The 18643-nt window shown below is 51.7% G+C and carries 12 protein-coding genes; 4 read left to right on the top strand and 8 right to left on the bottom strand.

Annotated features, from left to right (window positions below; translation table 11 throughout):
- Positions 1-375: 375 nt before the first annotated feature.
- Together C5S61_RS15630 and C5S61_RS15625 are read left to right on the top strand one after the other, a co-directional pair.
- Positions 376-1704 carry an MFS transporter gene (locus C5S61_RS15630; protein ID WP_164689522.1) on the top strand — a complete coding sequence of 443 codons (1329 nt, stop codon included), beginning with the start codon at positions 376-378 and terminating at the stop codon, positions 1702-1704.
- 466 nt (positions 1705-2170) lie between these two features.
- Positions 2171-3799, top strand: a complete 1629-nt coding sequence (locus C5S61_RS15625; protein WP_110516217.1) for a long-chain fatty acid--CoA ligase — start codon at positions 2171-2173, stop codon at positions 3797-3799.
- 52 nt (positions 3800-3851) lie between these two features.
- Here C5S61_RS15625 and C5S61_RS15620 read toward each other — a convergent pair whose 3' ends face one another.
- The 4 genes from C5S61_RS15620 to C5S61_RS15595 all read right to left on the bottom strand — a co-directional run bounded on the left by C5S61_RS15620 (position 3852) and on the right by C5S61_RS15595 (position 10451).
- Positions 3852-4076: a hypothetical protein gene (locus C5S61_RS15620; RefSeq protein ID WP_164689520.1), complete on the bottom strand. Its 225-nt coding sequence runs from the start codon at positions 4074-4076 to the stop codon at positions 3852-3854.
- 1192 nt (positions 4077-5268) lie between these two features.
- Positions 5269-6246 (bottom strand): deoxyhypusine synthase family protein, encoded by a 978-nt coding sequence (locus C5S61_RS15605; protein WP_110516210.1) that lies wholly within the window; start codon positions 6244-6246, stop codon positions 5269-5271.
- 84 nt (positions 6247-6330) lie between these two features.
- A complete protein-coding gene (locus C5S61_RS15600) occupies positions 6331-8451 on the bottom strand; it encodes a Tex family protein (RefSeq protein ID WP_110516208.1) in 2121 nt (706 codons plus the stop codon).
- A gap of 518 nt (positions 8452-8969) precedes the next feature.
- A complete protein-coding gene (locus tag C5S61_RS15595) occupies positions 8970-10451 on the bottom strand; it encodes a GerMN domain-containing protein (RefSeq protein ID WP_124033442.1) in 1482 nt (493 codons plus the stop codon).
- Between the two features lie 248 nt (positions 10452-10699).
- Between C5S61_RS15595 and C5S61_RS15590 the strand changes: the two genes are divergently transcribed.
- Positions 10700-11434: a metallophosphoesterase family protein gene (locus tag C5S61_RS15590; protein WP_110516205.1), complete on the top strand. Its 735-nt coding sequence runs from the start codon at positions 10700-10702 to the stop codon at positions 11432-11434.
- On the opposite strand, the gene C5S61_RS15585 is transcribed toward C5S61_RS15590, so the two are convergent.
- From C5S61_RS15585 to C5S61_RS15570, 4 genes are all read right to left on the bottom strand, one after another.
- Positions 11435-12826 (bottom strand): Kelch repeat-containing protein, encoded by a 1392-nt coding sequence (locus C5S61_RS15585; RefSeq protein ID WP_110516203.1) that lies wholly within the window; start codon positions 12824-12826, stop codon positions 11435-11437.
- A gap of 134 nt (positions 12827-12960) precedes the next feature.
- Positions 12961-13983 (bottom strand): YecA family protein, encoded by a 1023-nt coding sequence (locus C5S61_RS15580; protein ID WP_110516201.1) that lies wholly within the window; start codon positions 13981-13983, stop codon positions 12961-12963.
- Between the two features lie 15 nt (positions 13984-13998).
- Positions 13999-15672: a sensor histidine kinase gene (locus C5S61_RS15575; RefSeq protein ID WP_110516199.1), complete on the bottom strand. Its 1674-nt coding sequence runs from the start codon at positions 15670-15672 to the stop codon at positions 13999-14001.
- Positions 15673-15715: 43 nt separating this feature from the next.
- Positions 15716-17575: a M6 family metallopeptidase gene (locus C5S61_RS15570; protein WP_110516197.1), complete on the bottom strand. Its 1860-nt coding sequence runs from the start codon at positions 17573-17575 to the stop codon at positions 15716-15718.
- Positions 17576-17696: 121 nt separating this feature from the next.
- Here C5S61_RS15570 and C5S61_RS15565 point away from each other — a divergent pair, with 121 nt between their 5' ends.
- On the top strand, positions 17697-18569 hold the full coding sequence (locus C5S61_RS15565) for an LppM family (lipo)protein (RefSeq protein WP_110516195.1): 873 nt from the start codon (positions 17697-17699) through the stop codon (positions 18567-18569).
- Positions 18570-18643: the final 74 nt, after the last annotated feature.

The raw sequence follows: 18643 nt of genomic DNA, 5'->3' as shown, positions 1-18643 counted from the left end.
TGAAAGGCCAAAGCAAAAGTCAAAAGTCAGAAATCAAAAATCAAAAATCAAAAATCAAAAGAGGGATGGCTTGAGGCGATAGGCTATCGAACATGGGTTGGTAATGCCAAAAGCCAATAGCCAAAAGCTAATAGCTATTTCCCTTCGCGCTCTTCGCGTCCTTCGCGGTTTCAGACTTTGTGCTCTTTGTGCGATTCGTGGATCAATATGGTCATTTTCGCATACTTGCATAACGCAGCACATCGCAGTAGAATGGGCGCTAATTGAATCTGGTACGGCAGCTCCGTACAGCAGCAAATGTTCGGGAACAACTGGGTTCTTGGGCGTTTTTTTGTAAGTAGCGGGAAACGGCCCGTTGCGAAGGACAAACGTGCTATGCAATGGAAATTAGCACTTCATCGGCCAATTGCTCCCCGAGCGAGCAATGAAGAAACTTTGCGCCGCAACATGCGCTTAGGAGTGGCCAATGGAGTTTTATTTATTTTAGCCGATGCATTTAGCGATGCGAATTTGGTTTTGACGGTGTTTGTGCGTGAGTTGGGTGCTGCGCCGTGGGTGGTTGGTTTGTTGCCATCGCTCAAATCTGGCGGTTGGTTGTTGCCGCAATTGTTGAGCGCTGGGCGTTTGCAAGGCATGACCTACAAATTGCCAGTCTATCGCCAAGTTGGCATTGTGCGCTTCTTTATTTGGCTGGCGATGCTGCTTGTAGTTTGGAATGCCACCAGTTTGCCGGTGTTGGTTTTGCTGCCGTTGTTTTTACTGGGCTACGCCATGTACAATTTTACTGGCGGCTCTGGCTCGGTCGCTTTTCAAGAAGTTGTGGCCAAAACGATTCCAGCTCGCCAGCGGGGTAAATTTTTTGGCTCGCGCAATTTGATTGGCGGTTTGCTTTCGTTTGTGATGGTTAGCCCGTTGGTTGGCTGGCTGCTTAGCCGCAGCAGTCCCTTGGTTTTTCCGCATAACTACGGCATTTTGCTGTTTATTTCGTTTGTGCTGATTGGCTTTGGCATTATTTCGTTTAGCTTATTTGCCGAACCGCCCACGACCAATCCGCCGGCGGCAATTTCGGCCAAACAGATGTTTGCCAAAATTCCGGTGTTGCTCAAGCACGACCGCAATTTTCGCCAATATGTGCTTTCGCGTATGGTCACGCGTTTGGGTGGCTTGGCCGATCCGTTTTATATTTTGTATGCCCGCGAAGTGCTGCACGTCTCGCCACGCATGATTGGGGTATATTTGGCAGTGCGGGTGTTTGCCGCAGCCTTATCGAACCTGTTTTGGTCGCGCATTGGCGATCAGCGTGGCAATCGTTTGTTGATTGTATTAACTGGCGCGTTGATTATCACCGTGCCAACGTGGGCGTTGCTGATTATGCCATTTGCCAGCGTTTTAGGCCCAGAAGCCTTGGGCTGGATGTTTGGCGTAATCTTTTTGCTGATTGGCTTGAGCGTTGATGGCTCGAACACTGCCAGTTTGACCTATGTGATGGAGCTGGCACCAGCTGAGCAGCGGCCTGTGTATGTTGGCGTTTGCAATACGCTGATGGGCGTGGCAACCTTCTTTCCCGTGTTGGGTGGTTTGCTGCTAGCGCAATTTGGCTATTTGCCCTTGTTTTGGATCAGCGCTGCCAGTGCTTTTGGCGGCTGGTTGCTCTCGCGCCGCCTGCCTGAGCCACGTACGAAGAACATAGAGCATAGAACATAGAACATAGAACATAGAACATAGAGTGCTTTTTTAACCACGAAGGACGCGAAGGGCACGAAGTTGGGGCTATGGTCTAGCGGAACCATGATTGGAAATTCCTTGTTTCTGCTAGACCATAGCCCTATGTTCTATGTTCTTCATCCTTTTGATTTTGGTGTTTCATCCCTCATCCTTTGGTGCTCTGCGCCGCTGCGTTAAAATCGTGACCCACACAGGACACGAATTTCACAAATGATTATTTTTTGCCACAGATTCCACAGATTTTGAGGATTGGGCTTTTGATTCTTGGCTACGGGCTATTGATTTCTGACTTCTGACTTCTGACTTTTGATTTTTGATTTTTGCCTTTTGACTTCTGACTTTCCCCGATCCCCAACAACCGATCCCCGATCCCTCGAATATGGTATGATGGCGCAAATGTATAGCTGAGAGCCAGACCCGTTTCGGAGTGCAAGGAGGCATTTGCATGCTACGTGGCCTGATGATGGACTATCCGCTGACCGTTGATCGGTTGCTCGACCACGCGTATAAGCTCTACCCCCACAAACGCGTGACGACCAAGCAACCAGATGGCTCACTCCACCGCTATTCGTTCGCCGATTTATACCACCGTGTCAAACGCTTAGGTAATGTGCTCCACAAACTTGGCATCAACCAAGGGGATCGAGTCGGGACGTTTGCCTGGAACAACTACCAACATCTTGAACTCTACTATGCAATTCCTTGTGCTGGCGCTGTTTGCCATACGCTCAACATTCGGCTTTCAAGCGAGCAATTGGCCTATATCATCAATCACGCCGAAGATAAGGTGATTTTTGTTGATGCGACCTTGCTGCCGTTGTTCTCCAAGCTGGCCGATGATATTCCTGCGGTCGAAACGATCGTCTTGATCAATGGCCAACCTGGCATCGAACTCCCCTTCCCCAATGTCTTGCACTATGAAGATCTGATGGCTGCCGCTGAGGCTGAATTCGATTGGCCGGTGACCGACGAGCGCCAAGCGATGGGGCTTTGCTACACCAGTGGCACGACCGGCAATCCCAAAGGCGTGTTGTATAGCCATCGCTCGCTCTATTTGCACACGATGGGCGAAAATCAGGCCACTGCCTTGGCCTTTACCCCCGATGATATTGTGATGCCCGTTGTGCCCCAATTTCATGCGATGGCGTGGGGCTTGCCCTACTCGGCTATGTTCGCAGGCGCAGATTTGGTGATGCCTGGCTTGCACCTTAATCCGGTGGCTTTGGCCGATTTGATCGCCGACGAGAAAATTACCTTCCCTGCTGGCGTGCCCACGATTTGGACTGCGATGTATCAAGAAATGCGCGCTCGACCACGCGATTTTTCGCATGTGCGTTGTTTGGCGGTGGGCGGCGCGGCCATGCCACGTGGCTTGATCGAAGCCTACGAGCGCGATTTTGGCGTACCAGTGCTGCATGCCTGGGGCATGACCGAGCTTTCGCCATTAGGCACAATTTCGAGCCTGCAACCGCAACATCGCAATTTGAGCGACCACGAGCGCTGGGATTTGCGCGCCAAACAAGGCTACCCAATTGGCGGAGTCGAGCTGCGCATCGTCAACGATGCAGGCGAGGAATTGCCGTGGGATGGCACGACGGTGGGCGAGTTGCAGGCGCGTGGTCCGTGGGTGACTGCTGGCTATTACAAAGTTGAGCCAACCGCCGAGCATTTTACCGCCGATGGTTGGTTTCGCACTGGCGACGTGGCCACGATCAATCACGAAGGCTATTTGGGCATTACTGACCGCACCAAAGATTTGGTCAAGAGCGGCGGTGAATGGATCTCATCGGTCGAGCTTGAAAACGCCTTGATGGGCCATGCCAAAGTGACTGAAGCGGCGGTGATCGCAATTCCTGATGAGCGTTGGAGCGAGCGCCCGCTGGCCTGCGTGGTTTTGACCAACGACGCTGGCCAAGTCGAGCCAAGCGAATTGTTGGATTATCTTGAGCCGTTGGTGGCCAAATTCTGGCTGCCTGAGCGGGTTGTCTTCCTTAGCGAAATTCCCAAAACCAGCGTTGGCAAGTTTGATAAAAAAGTCTTGCGTGCCCGCTATGCCAATGGCGAACTGGGTTAAATAAAAACAGGGCGGATGCAAGATCCGCCCTGTTTGATCTATGGCTTGGGGTTTAACAGACGGTTTCCCCAAAGCAGGCTTCGAGCAGGCTGCGAATTTGGGTTTGGTGTTGTTGCCACCAGCCGCGCCCGCCGAGCACTTCGACAACGGTTATCACTTCGTTAAGTTGGTAACATGTAGCCTCGATGCCATCAGAGCGCACAATCGAAATGCTCTGCTCATCTGCATTAGGCGAAATTTTGATTGTATATGTTTGTGTTTCAAGTACCATGCTCATTTGTGTGCTACTACCCTTTCGTTTCTACTATTCACCAATAGCCTCGCTTGATGGTTGGAAACGTTTTCTCCATCAAGAAAACTATGGTTTCAGCCTACAATTTCAAGTTAACCAACTAATTTACCCAATTTGCTTTCGTTGTAAGTAGAACGTTGAATAATCGCGAACGTTCCTAGGAAATTTCTTTTTGGCTACTTTTTAACATTGCGCTAACAGTAGTTACTGGTTGGGCTAGGCTTAACGTTGACGATTACCCGGATAAATCTCTGCCACAATTTGCCAACTATTTTCTTTGGGCGCATCGATTGCCGCCTATCAGTTGGAACGATTTGCCCCAAGCATAATGGTTATGTTGCCTGCGATCACTATCATCTGAATTGTGTTGATGCAGCAATTGGGTTTAAATGCTTAGCGATGTTTGGTCGGTTGGGCCACAATCCAACCCAACAGCAAGCGCGCGATTAACAAACTGAGCTAGATGTTTATCGGCGCTTCCTTGAGTGCCTGTCTCAAGCAAGTATCGATCCATGGCTATATATGTAGGGATGAAGGCAGAAGGCGAAAATCAAAAGTCAGAAAAGGGATGCAAGGCTATGGGCTAGGTGTACTGGTACATTGGATTGGCAACCTGATCCCCCCACCCCCCTCTCCCACTGGACGCGGGCGAGGGGGAGCACCGGTGTTTCACCGACAAATTGCGTCAAAACCACGGGATTAAAGCCCCTCGCCCGCGCCACGGGAGAGGGGTTGGGGTGAGGGGATCAGATTGTGGTTAACGTGATGAACCAATACAGCTATTGGCTAGCGGAACATTTGATGAAACTCCAAACAATCTCCGTTAGCCAAAAGCCCAGAGCCAATTCCCCTTCGTGGCCCTTCGTGCGCTTCGTGGATCACATTTTTAACGCAGCGGTGCAGAGCAATAATGGCTATTGGCTATGGGTTGGCACGAACCTAATCCTAAAAATCTGTGCTAATCTGTGGCTAAAATAAAGGATGAAGGAAGAATTATGAGGGATGAAGTTATGGGCTGGCGAGAATATCATTCGTGGAATTCGGGCAATTCGTGGTTAAAATAAAAGATGAAGGCTATCGGCTTTGGAACTAAATATCTTGGAAGTACCAAAAATCAATCATTCCAATCGCCAATAGCCCAAAGCCAATAGCCTATAGCTTATGTTCTATGCTCTATTTATTGCCCCAAAATCAAGGCAAACATCAACGGAGCCACGATTGAGGCATCGGATTCAACGATAAACTTAGGCGTGGTTGGCTCCAACTTGCCCCAGGTGATTTTTTCGTTGGGCACAGCGCCTGAGTACGATCCATAGCTGGTGGTCGAATCGCTGATTTGGCAGAAGTAGCCCCAAACTGGCACATTGCCCATCTGCATGTCTTGGTGCAACATTGGCACAACACAAATTGGGAAGTCGCCAGCGATGCCACCGCCAATTTGGTAGAAGCCAATTGAATGGGTTTTGCTGGTTTCGATATACCACTCGGCCAAGTAGGTCATGTATTCGATGCCCGTGCGCACGGTGTGCACATTCTTGACTTCGCCTTGCATAACGTGAGCTGCAAACATATTCCCAGTCGTCGAATCTTCCCAGCCTGGCACGATGATTGGCAGGTTTTTCTCCATCGCGGCGTACATCCACGAATCTTTAATATCGATTTGGAAATATTCTTCTAAAACGCCCTTGCGCAAGATCCGATATAAAAACTCGTGAGGAAAGTAGCGCTCGCCTGCTGCATCGGCTGATGTCCATTCATCGACCAAGGCCCGTTCCAAGCGGCGCATGGCTTCTTCTTCTGGAATACAGGTGTCGGTGACGCGATTCATATGGCGAGCCAAGAGTTCTGCTTCATCATCAGGCGTTAAATCGCGATAATGCGGCACGCGTTCGTAGTAATCGTGCGCCACCAAGTTAAACAAATCTTCTTCGAGATTCGCGCCGGTACACGAAATAATCTGCACTTTGTCTTGGCGAATCATTTCGGCCAACGAGAGGCCCAATTCGGCGGTACTCATCGCGCCTGCAAGGGTGATCATCATTTTGCCATTGTTGGCCAGGTGCTGCACATAGCCATCGCTGGCATCGATTAAGGCTGCCGCATTGAAGTGGCGAAAGTTATGGCGCAAAAAATCGCTGATAGGAGTTGTGCTCACAAGCTACCTCTTTATTGATAATGCAAAGATTAAGGCGCTAGATTGCGCTAGCGCCGCCGTCTATTGTACCGCAGGCTGCCCCAATTATTGTGCTAAAACGAGGGCAATCCGTTTGCGTTCTTGGTCGATTGATTGAATGCTAACATCCACAATATCGCCAACGCTCAAACTCAGGCCACGGGGAATTTGCGAACGGTGCAACAAGCCATCGTGCTTGACCCCCAAATCGATGAATGCGCCCCAATCGACGACATTGCGCACTGTGCCTTTGAGCTGCATGCCTGGCTGCAAATCTTCAAAAGCCAGCACATCGCTGCGCAAAATTGGCGTTGGCACATCGTCGCGCGGGTCGCGGCCTGGCCGCAGCAATTGATCGATAATATCGATCAGGGTTGGCACACCAGTGCCTAATTCTGCCGCGAGGCCATGCAATGGCTGATTTTTCAGATCTTCCAAGCGTTTGATGCGTTCGTTGCGGCCTGTTTTGGCGTTGATATTGAGCTTGGCTAGCAAATTTCGTGCTACAGCATAGCTTTCTGGGTGAATGGCGCTGGCATCTAAGGCCTCATCGCCATCGCGAATGCGCAAAAAGCCTGCTGCTTGTTCAAAGGCTTTTGGCCCCAAGCCTTTGACTTTTTTGAGTGCGACGCGCGAACGAAATGGCCCATGCTCCTCGCGATGGCTGACAATCTGGGCCGAAAGTTTGGGACCAATGCCCGCAACGTAGCGCAAGAGTGCAGGCGAGGCTGTGTTGACATCAACACCAACATTATTAACCGCACTTTCAACCACGCCATCGAGCGCATTGCCGAGCGCCGCTTGATCAACATCGTGTTGATACATGCCCACGCCAATCGCTTTTGGCTCAATTTTAACCAACTCGGCGAGTGGATCTTGCACCCGCCGCGCAATCGAAACCGCGCCGCGCAAACTCACATCGAGATCGGGCAATTCGTTGCGGGCAAGTGTGCTGGCGCTATAAACGCTGGCTCCGGCTTCGCTAACAATCAAATATTTGAGGCCAGCTTGTTGGCGAATCACATCGGCGACCAATTGCTCGGTTTCACGTGATGCTGTGCCATTGCCGATGGCGATTAAACTCACAGTGTAGCGTTTGATCAAACCCAGCAATTCTTGAAACGCTCGTTCGCGCGCCGCCGCGCCACTATGCGGATAAATTGTGGCAGTGGTCAGCACATTGCCAGTTTGGCCGATAATCGCCACTTTGCAGCCAGTGCGAAAACCTGGGTCAAGCCCCAAAACGACGTTATTGGCAATTGGCGCTTGCAACAACAACGAATGCACGTTTTTGGCAAAAACGGTAATCGCATGGCTTTCTGCCTGTTCAGTTAGCGCACGGCGCACATCGCGCTCGATCGCTGGCAGCAGCAAGCGCTCAGCACCATCGTGCACTGCCAAGCGCAGTTGCTCGGCCCAAGGCGAGCGTTGATCGAGTGGAAAATATTTGGCGGCAACATCGGCCCAATCGCGTTCGCTGACCTGAATTTTGAAGCGCAAAATATGTTCGGCCTCGCCGCGATTGAGCGCCAGCACTTGGTAGGGTTTGAGCCGATTGGCGATGGCTTCGAATTGATAGTAGGTCTGATATAGGCCTTTGCTATCGTCTGCATCGGTGATTAACTCGCTGCGAGCAACGCCCCAACGCAAGGCTCGTTCGCGGGTTTGGCGGCGCACTTCTGGATGCTCGCTCAGTTGCTCGGCCACAATATCGCGCGCTCCGGCCAAGACCTCATCAACACTCGCAACGTGGTCGTTGAGAAACTGACGGGCAGTTGCTTCAAGCGCATCGTTGGGCTGCATTTGGATAATTTCGGCCAAGCCTTCGAGGCCACGTTCGCGGGCGATGCTGGCGCGGGTGCGGCGTTTGGGCTTGAAAGGTGCATACAAATCTTCGAGCGTTGTTTTATCGCTGGCTTCGGCCAAGGCTTGGGCGAGCGCATCAGTCAAGTTGCCTTGTTCACGCAGAGCATTCAAAATCGCCTCGCGGCGCTCATCAAGCTCGCGTAAACGGGCAATTTGGCTTTGGATGCTGCGCAGTTGCTCTTCATCCAAGCCGCCAGTTTGCTCCTTGCGGTAGCGAGCGACAAACGGCAAGGTATTGCCAGCATCAAACAATTGAATTGCGGCGGTAACTTGGTCGGCACGCACCGTCAAGCTTTTGGCAATTAAATGAGCATAATCCATACACGTTCCCAATCTAGCTAAACCAATAGCTGCATTTTAACATAGCAGGTGTGATCTAGGCAGGGGAGTTAATTGGCTATGGGCTATGGGCTTTTGGCTAGTGGAGATTGTATTGAAACCACGAAGGACACGAAGAGCACGAAGGGGAAGTCGCTATTGGCTATGGGCTGGTAGGATTCAAAATTCATCCCTCATAATTCATCCTTCATCCTTTTCGTTAGCCACAGATTGCCACAGATTGTTTTGATTAGGTTTTTTTAACCACGAAGGACACGAAGAGCACGAAGTTTCGATTTATTGGGTTAACCACATCCTGATCCCCTCACCCCAACCCCTCTCCCGTGTCGCGGGCGAGGGGCTTTAACTTCGTGGTTCTTGCGCAATTCGTCGGTAAAAACGCGTGCTCCCCTCTCCAGCGTTCAGTGGGAGAGGGGTTGGGGGTGAGGGAACACTATTGCCCATCCAATTAACCATTACACACCTAGCCCCTGACCCCTAGCCCCTAACCCCTACTAATCTTATTCAGGATTGAGCTCTGGGCGCGTGAACGGATTACTGAATGATTCGCCCCAGATAGCGCTGAGCGACTGGCCTTCGATTGTGATAAAGACCTGCTGTACGCTGCTGAACGAAGTTAATGCCAAGACCAAGGCATCAACGGCTGCGCGGGGATTGCTGGTTTGGCTGAATTCAGCGCTGAGATCGAGCTGCGCCACGCCATCGACAATGACCAAGCGCCGAACTTGGCTCGTGCTAGGAATCGCGCTGCTGACTACGTTACTATAGCGGCCCGCACCACGAATAAGCTCATCGATAGTGGCTCGCGCCTCGGTTTTGGTGCTTGGCACAAGGCGCATCACGCGCACCCAACGGCCAGTGCTGGCTTGAAAATACAACGGTAAGAACGAAGTTGTGTTAAACTGGCCATTTAAACCCTGTGGATTATCGGGGTTGACGTTGGGTCGGTAACGCAAGCCACCAAGATTCTGGCCTTGGACTTGAAGCTGCACTTGGCTAACGTCTGGTTGTTCAGTCAAGGCCAAAACGATCGAACGCAAGCCCAAATCTTCCACGCCTGAATTGCCAAACGTCGGGATACGGTTAAAATTAGCCGTAGCGATGCCATTGTTTAAGCGTAGCCCAAGCAATTGGGTATCGCTGGGCAACAAACTGCGCAAATCGCTGCGCGCACCAGCAATCAACTCGTGGATCGCAGCAGTGCGTGGCCGACGCGTTGTTGCAATTTGGCGCGAAACCGGCACCAACACTTGGCCGGTGCTATCTGCATAAAACAGCGTCAATTGATTGACCTCACGGCCACCAGTTTCCTCGGTTGGCTGGGCAGTTGGCTCTGGCAGCGGCTCTGTGGTTGGCTCGATTGTTGGTTCAACGGTTGGTGCAATTGTTGGCTCGATTGTTGGTTCGAGGGTTGGCTCAATTGTTGGTTCAACGGTTGGCACAACCGTCGTCGCAATTGGCGATAAGGTTGGCTCGAAGGTTGGCAGATCGGTGGCAAACGGAATGCTAGGAGTTGGACTAGCAACAATCACATCTTCAGTTGGCGGTACAATAACAAATGTAGGCGATGCAAGAATCACCTGAGTGGTTGCAGAAGCCGATGGTGTAGCAGAGACCGAAGGAGTGGCGGTAGTGGTTAGAGCGATAGCTTCGGCTGTTTGAGTTTGACGAACCGCTGCTGTGGCAAAGGCATTTGGCGATGGTGAAACGGTTACTGTTGGGCCAATGTTGGTTGGTTGCACGACCAACGCTGTGGTGCTCGGTGTCGTAGTGCTGGAGTTGTTGCTAAATAAGACAACCCCACTAATGGCATAGGCCACAATAATTAAGCAAAGCAAGCCAACCAAGGTGGCATAAATGCGGCGATCGCGGGTGGATAAGCCAGCGAGCCAACCGCGCCAACCACCAACCCCAACCGACGTAGGCGGGCTAGCCGCCTGCTCAATCGGCAGATCTTCACCAGTATATAATGGGCAACGCACATGGTTGCTACTTAAACAAAACGCGGCTTGGGGCACTGGAATATCGTGGGCCTCACCAGTTATGTAGCAGCGGTGCTCCGACGTAGGACTCGCGAAACGAATCGCACGATTTTGTTTAAGGCCCACATATGGGCAATGATGCACTGGTTCCACGACGTTCCTCGTTCAAGCTCAAAAGGCTTCTGACCGCCATTATACTCTACCAACCCTTGCCACAGAAACAGCGCTTGATTGCAGAAAGGTAACACATGCGGGTTCTGGTTCTTGCTGATATTCATGCTAACTTAGCCGCACTGGAAGCTGTTCTTGGAGCAGCAGGCGAGGTCGATTCGGTTTGGTGTTTGGGTGATACGGTTGGTTATGGGCCTCAACCAAATGAATGTGTTGCGCTCATGCGTGAACGCCAGCAAGCGATGTTGGTCGGCAATCACGACCTCGGTTGCCTTGGCTCAATTTCGCTGTCGAATTTTAATCGTGATGCTCGGATTGCCAACGAATGGAATGGTTCGCAATTAACCGAGGAAAATCGCGAGTTTTTGCTCAGCCTTAGCCCCATGCAGCAGGTGAATGATACGGTTACGTTGGCCCATGGGAGTCCACGCGACCCAGTTTGGGAATATTTACTTGATACGGTGGGAGCAACCTATTCGTTTGATCATTTTAGCACACCTATTTGCTTTGTTGGCCATACGCATCAGCCAGTTATTTTTACTGCCGATATGCTTGGCGACCATTGCACCGCCACGATTCCTACTGATAACTTGGTGCTCAAGTTGCAGCCCGATAAGCGCTATATCATCAATGCTGGCGGTGTTGGTCAACCCCGCGATGGCGATGCCCGCTCCGGCTGGGCGATTTACGACGATGAGCAACAAACGGTCACCTTCCATCGCACAACTTACAATATTCGGCGCACCCAAACCTTGATGCTTGAACATGGCTTGCCCAATATTTTGGCTGCCCGTTTGAGCTTTGGGATGTAGCTATCTGCCCACACCTGGCAAAAAGATGTTGGTAATTGGTGTCCAGCTGCGAGTTTCAGCGAGCGCATTCGTGCCATTCCACCCACCAATGCTATAAATATCCCGAGCATTTGATAGCACGAGGTGTTCGCTGAGGGCATGGCCAGTGCGTAAATCGGTTGTTGTCCACAGGTTGTTTTGCAACACCAGCACCGGCTGATCGCCTTCCGCGCCACCAACCACATAGATTTGATTGGTAATAAACACTGCGCCTGCGTCAATCCGTGGGGCTGGCAAATCGGCCAAGGCCTGCCAAGCGCCAGTTTGCAAGCGCCAGGTTTTGAGGTTTGGGCCGGTGGTGGTTTGGCCACCAATCAACACGACATCGCTGCCGTTTTGGGCAATCGCTGCATCGCGTAATGGCAATGGAATCGGTGCACCTTGGCTCCAGCTTTTGCTATCGGGGCTATAAATAAAGCTGGTTGCGGCAATCACGCTTTCGTTTTCGCCGCCAAACACATACACTTTGCCATCGATTGCCGCAACCATGGCATTGGCGCGCGCTTCAGGCATGGCTGGCCCGCTTTGCCAGCGATTTTGGGCCAGGTCAAAAATCTCAAAACTCTTGCTTGCATTGCCATTTTTATCGCGACCTCCAGCCACATAAATTTGGCCTGCAATCTGCACTGCGCCACTGGCTGCGACCGCTGTTGGCTTGGGCGCAAGCTCCCGCCAAGCTCCCGTCGCGAGGTTGAGTTGCCATGTTTGCTCGACCACTCCCGTCTCGGTATTGCCGCCAATTACAAGCAAGCTATCGGCCAAAAAGACCCCGGTATGTTGATAGGTTGGTTGGGGCAATGCAGTCAGTGGTTGCCACACATTGCTCACAACTGTGGTTGGCACTGGTTGGGTTGTTGGCGTGATGTTGCTGCGCACAACAATCCAGCCAATCGCCATCACCGCCACAATTAGCCCACCCAATACGCCCAAAATGGCCAAGGCATAGCTGCGCGGAATCGTAATTTGATTGGTTGGTTGGGTCAGCACTGGGGTAATTGGATCAGGTATGGACGGTATTGTTGGTTGCACAATCGTGGTTGCTTGAACTGGTTCTGCTGGGGGTGGCTCGCTGCTTGGGGGCCTAACAAGCGGTTCTGGCTCTGTTGGCACAATTTCTGGCTCTGGCACAAGGGTTGGGTTAATTGCAACCTCAATTAAGCCGCGACGCACGGCTTCGAGCGTTGCCTCTGTTCGCGATAAAACCCCTAACTTTGTATAGATATTGCGAATATGCACTTTAACTGTGTTGGGGCTGATGACGAGCGTATTGGCGATTTCGTTATTGCTTGCACCCAGCGCTAGCTGCTGCAAGACTTCAATTTCACGCTCGCTAAGTGGTGATTGTTCAGACATATTCCTCAATTCCTGAGCCAATTCTCGATCTATTGCATGGTAGCTGAACGCAGGAGCAAAGTCAAAGGGTTAATCAACAATCAGGGGTGGAATCGAATGCTGATTCCCACCCCTGATCGATCTGTTTGCGCTGTTTATTTGGCTGGCTGTTCGCTCGAATCGACTACTGCTTCAGGCTGATCGTCGTCAGCAGCGTCGCTTGCTGCTGGGGCGTTGTCAGTCTCAGTGGCTTCAACGTCGTCGTCATCTGCAGCAGCGTCGTCGAATTCGCGCTCATCATCGTCAAAATCGTCATCGTCATCGTCGTTGTCGTCGTCGTCATCCTTGCCCAAGCCCAACGTTTGTTTGGTCATCAACAAGGCTGCACGGCCACGCAACATCAAATCGTCAAATTTCGATGGCTCTTTTTCTTCGCGTGGTAATACCGAGATAAAGTGATTGAACAAGTGGCTGTTTTCGCGCACAAACTGGTTCAAATCGGCATCAGGATTGCGCAATTGCCAATCTTCCAAGCTAACGGCCAAGAACTCGTGTAGTTTCTCCACCGTATCGGGGGTGGTTTGCGCCGCAGCGCCAGCAATGTAGTATTCATCGCCAACTGGCACGAGGTGCGCAAAAATCAACTCGTTTTCTTCTAAGCGTTTGGCGGCGGCATGATCACGCAGGGTAAAGGTTTCTTTGGTCAAAACCTCTTCAATCAACGCGCCTTTGCCCTTGATAATTTCCACAATCAGGTATGGTCGCAAGCGAATGCCCGACCATGTTGGCAGCAGATTAAGTTCATGCTCATCAAGCTCAAGCTCAGCTGGCGGATTGGCGGCAATCCGTTCGACCAAGGTTGAGCCGTCGTCGCCACTTTGCGCATCAAAGGCGAGCCAAGTCAAAAAGCGCTCTGAGCCACGATCTTCCTTCTCGTCGAGGTCGATCATATCGGCGGCAGTGTAGCGCCCACCCCAATATTGCTCAAACAAGGCTGGGGTTTTGGGGGCTAACTCGTCGTTTTGGCTGGCATCGATCAATTTGGGAAACAAGCGATCTTGTGCGCGACGCAATAAGCGCAACTGGTCTTCTTGCGCTCGATCAGCTGCTTCATGACATTGTTTATATTTTTTGCCACTGCCACATGGGCATGGATCATTGCGGCCTACTTTTGCCATGGAACTACTCCTCGATTATGCTGCTGAGGGCATGCTAAAGATAAAGGTACTGCCTTTGCCAGGCGTGCTATCGACCCAAATTCGGCCACCGTGGGCCTCGATGACCTGTTTGCAATAGGCTAAGCCAACCCCGCCGATGCGTTGCTCGCCAACCTGTTTGCTGAAGCGGTCGAAAATGCGGCCAGCCAGCTCCACCGGAATACTTGGGCCTTGGTCGGCGATCCGCACTTGGGCATTGCCGCCAGTATTGCTGACTTGCACCCGCACCGTGCTATAGGCTGGGCTACGGCGCAAGGCATTATCCAGCAAATGGCTCATCACGCGGCGCATCTTATCTGCATCAAAGGCCAGCCCACCGCTATCAGCGCCATATTCCAACACAAGGTTGATTGCGCGTTGTTGGGCTTGGGGCGTGGCTTGGGCAATGCTGCCTTCGATCAATGGCCGCAATGGGTTGGCCAAACGGTGCAAGCTGTTGGCATCGCCATGCAAACGGCTCATTTCCATCAAGGTATTGGTCAATTCAACCAAGCGCGAGGTCGTACGGCGCGCGGTCGATAAAACCCGCTCATTGCCATCGCCCAAATCGCCAGCCAACAAGGTATCTTGGGCTGCCAACACCGAATTGAGCGGATCATGCATATCTTGCACCAAGAAATCGAGCAATTGCGAGCGCATTTCCTCAACTTCCAATTCGGTGGTTTTATCGTGAAAGACCCCAACATAGCCCAAAACGCTGCCAGCGCTACTGCGAATTGGCACTTGATTGAGACCAATGACTGGTTTGCGCGTGCCTTGTTGTTGCTCAAAAACCACTCGTTGGCGTTCGCCTTCGCGCTCGTTGCTGATGACGCGCAGACGGCCTGTGTTTTCTTGGCTCCATTGGTTGAGCGCTTGGCCTTCAAGCGTGCCGCCAAAGGTTTCATTCAACAATTGGCGAGCAGCAGCATTGGCCTGGACGATTACGCCATTGCTATCAGCCAAAACCACGCCATCGCTGGCTGCGCCAAGCACCGCCGCAAGGCGATCGCGCTCTTGCACCAACATTTGGGCGGCGCGTTCGACCCGCTCTTGTTCTTCGCCAAGCTGCTTGTTGAGTTGAGTCGTTGATTCGTGGCCAACGGTTTGCTGGCGATCAAAGGCGCGTAAGGCTGCGCTACATACCAAGCCAAAAATGCTAATCACCAGCACAAAGGCGCTCAGAACGCCCCATTGAATTAATTGGTTGGTGCTTGGCTCGGCAGCGGCAAAATAGGCTGCTGCCCACAAACTAGCTAAACTAACAACCGTAACAATAGCAGTGTGCAAGGGACGCAAGGTCAGAGCGGCACACAACACTGGCAGGGCCGCGCTGATAATTGCCAATTCGCGCTGGTCGGGGAAAACCATCGTCGCGCCTAGGGCAATGCTCAGGGTGCCAACGACCAAGGCCCAACCGCTCAAGGGCAGGCGACGGCGCAAACCAGCAATTAAGCCAACCAAGGCGGCGAGCGCGCCAACCCCACCAGCAATTGCGCCAATCAGCATGGGTTGCGAACCAAAATTAAGCCCACTCCACGCTGCTAGCCCTGCACCAAGCGCCAATACAACCAAGGCAATTGGCAATAACAACCGACTTAAGGGCGAACGAGGGATGGTTATGGCAGCCGTTTGGCTAGGCTGCTCGGCAATTGCGACGCTTTCAGTCATGAGCCAATCCTCAATCCATCTAAGCTAGGGCTGCCCAATTATACTACGGTGTGACGTTATAGCTGTAATCGGCTGCTTCGGTCGTGCCTTGGGTGGTTGCATTGACCACTAAAACTGCTCGCTGATTGGCCGGAATCACCCAACGGGCCTTGCCATTATCAGTTGGAATTGACATAATTTTGACTGCCCCAGTTTGATCATAGAGCACCGCCGTGAGCATCCAGCGCTGGGCTAGTTGATTGCGCACTGGCACAAAGCCAGCCCCCTGCCATTGCGGCGTTAGGCCAGCGATTGTGAGATCGCTCAAGGCCAAGCCTGAGGCGTTATAGGCTTCATCGTTGATCACCCAAAAGCGCAATTGAATATTTTGGCCTGCCCACGGCGTGAGATCAATGCTTTCTGCTTGCCAAGTGGTTTGTTGGCCAGTCCAGCCAGCGCCAATATTTAAGCCAACCGGATTAGCGCCAGTGCTGGCTGGGGTTGCGATGGCCTGCCAGGTTTGGCCTTGGTCAAGCGAGACGCTGAGATAGGCATAATCGTAATCTTGCTCTAAATCAAACCAGCGTTGATAGCTTAATCGACTGCCAGTGCTTGGCACCTGAATTGCCGTGGTTAATGTGCTGACGCGGGCATCGCCACGGCCACTCCACCATGTGGCGCTATTTGTCACAGCGGCGGCGAAAATAGGTACAGTGTTGTTGCCCTGCCACTCAACTGTTCGTTCGAAGGCTGCTGGCTCAAAGGCCAAATAATCGCTGCCAAATTGCTGAATGCTAAGGTTTTGTTCGCTACTTTGGGCTGTTTCTGGCAACACAGCACGCGGCAGATCGTAGCCATAACGGCCATCAGCCAAGCCCTGATCATTAACCAAATTGGCCACCGACCACGCTGCAAACACTTGGTCAAAGCTACTCAAATCGGGGTAGCGCGTGGCCATCAGGCTGGTAATGCTGGTCAGATTATCGCCAGCATCGGCAGCGGCCAAGGTTCCCATTGGCAAACCAGCAAGCTGCTGATCAAGGTAGCTCAGGAAAAGCTGGGCCGCACCGTAGTGCTTGAGCGCAATGCCCGGGCTGCTGGCCCATGCATTCAGTTGGGTATCGGGCGAGGCCAGAAAATCGAGCGCCAAGCTATCGTTGCCATAGCCCGAGCGCTGTTCGCTGAGCATCGAAGCGCCTTCGTTGATCCATGTTGCTGGGTGGCTCAGCACATTGCGCTGCAATAAATGCTGCATCTCGTGAATTACAGTGGCAACATAGCTCGGATCGTTTGGTGGCGTGGCCGCAGCGTTAATCACCACCATCTCGCGTTCATTAGAAAAGGGATTGATCGCTTGGGGCAATTCATTATCGCTCGCATAATAGCCGCCAGCGCCGCTGATATTCGTATTCAACACAGTTACGGGCACTTTGGGCCAAGCAGCTTGCGGATACCATTTGGCGAGTAATGGCCAGCCAACTTGCTCAAATTGCTTGGCAGCATTGCTCAGCGCTCGTTGGTCAACTGGGAGATTATCGGCCACATAGATTAACAAGTGGGTTGTGCTGACTTGAAGGGTGGCACTGATATTGCGCTGTTGATTACTTGTTAAATCGGTAACCCAAAAGCTGCGCTGCTCGTATGGGGGTGGCATTTTGGGAATTAAGGCTGGCGGTTTGGCCGCAATCAAGCGCCAATCAACCGCCAATTGAGCTAAATCGCGCTCAAGCCCCTGTTGGTTGGCTTGTTCCACGGCTGCTTCATCAGCAATTATGGGAAGTGTTGTGGCGACAACTTGCGTCGTATTGAGTGACTGAGTTGGAGTTAATGAGCTTGTAGTTGGTGGTTCGGTGGGCTTTGCAACTGTGGTTGGGCTACAACCGGCCAACATCAAAAGCAAAAGGCAGATTCGCCAGCAACGCATACCATTATCCTTATCGCAATTTTGCTATCAGGATAGCACAGAACGTTGGTAGACATGGCATGGTTTGCCATCTATAATCGCAGTATCCTCCGGTAGAATAGTTATTGAAGGAGCGAAACCCATGAAACAATGGATGAGCCGTATTTTACTAGGCGTTTTAGCTATTTCCTTAAGTGGTTGTATCGCCTCGCAAACCGAAACTAAGATTACCAGCGATGGCAGTGGCACGAACACATTTAAAGTTGGCTTGGGCGAAAAAGCTTTGGGTATGTTTACAAGTCTTGGTGGTAGTGAAGCTGAAGAACCCTTTGCTAATGTAAAAGAAGACATTGCTGCCTATCCTGCCGAATGGGGTGCAACCTCAACTGATTGGCAAGAAACGATTAACGGTACGGTATACAAAGGCGTTAAAGTTGATATGAAATTTGCTAATCTTGCCATGTTAAATGAGCAACTTGGTAAATTTATGACCGATTCAGGTGGTGATGATAGCCCTACTGGCCAAGCATTGTCGAACATGCAAGTTACGAATGATGGTGATACCTTCACTGTTACTGGTAATGCTACTGCTACCGATTTGGCTGCTACCCTTAAAGACCAAGGTGGCGCTGAAATGGAATCACTTGCTGGTCAAGTTGAAGACCCAAAAACAGCTGTGATTGTATGGCAAGTAACTTTACCTGGTGATATTACCGAATCCAGTCCAGCTGAAATTACCAAGGTCAATGGCGATACCGTCACGTGGACGATTCCCGTTGATAAAACGGCAACCTACAGCTTGAAAGCTGTTGCCGAAAAAGGTAGCAGCAGTTTGCCGTTGATTCTCGGTGGGATTGGCTTGTTGGTAGTTTTGGCTGGCGTGGCCTTCTTCGTGATGAGCCGCCGCAAAGCAGCTCCTGTGGCTGCTGGCTATCAACAATATGGTGGCCAAACCTACGACCCTAACGCCCAACAAAACTATTCAGATCCCAATGACCCTAACCGCAAACCATAATCTAGCGTGAAACATTTTGCTCAACACTCCGTCTTTATGGCGGAGTGTTGGCGTTTTAGCTGGCAAAATTGCGG

Source organism: Herpetosiphon llansteffanensis (assembly GCF_003205875.1).
Classification (GTDB): Bacteria; Chloroflexota; Chloroflexia; order Chloroflexales; family Herpetosiphonaceae; genus Herpetosiphon; species Herpetosiphon llansteffanensis.
The sequence above is the reverse complement of the archived record's forward strand: the minus strand, read 5'-3'. Positions and strand labels throughout refer to the sequence as shown.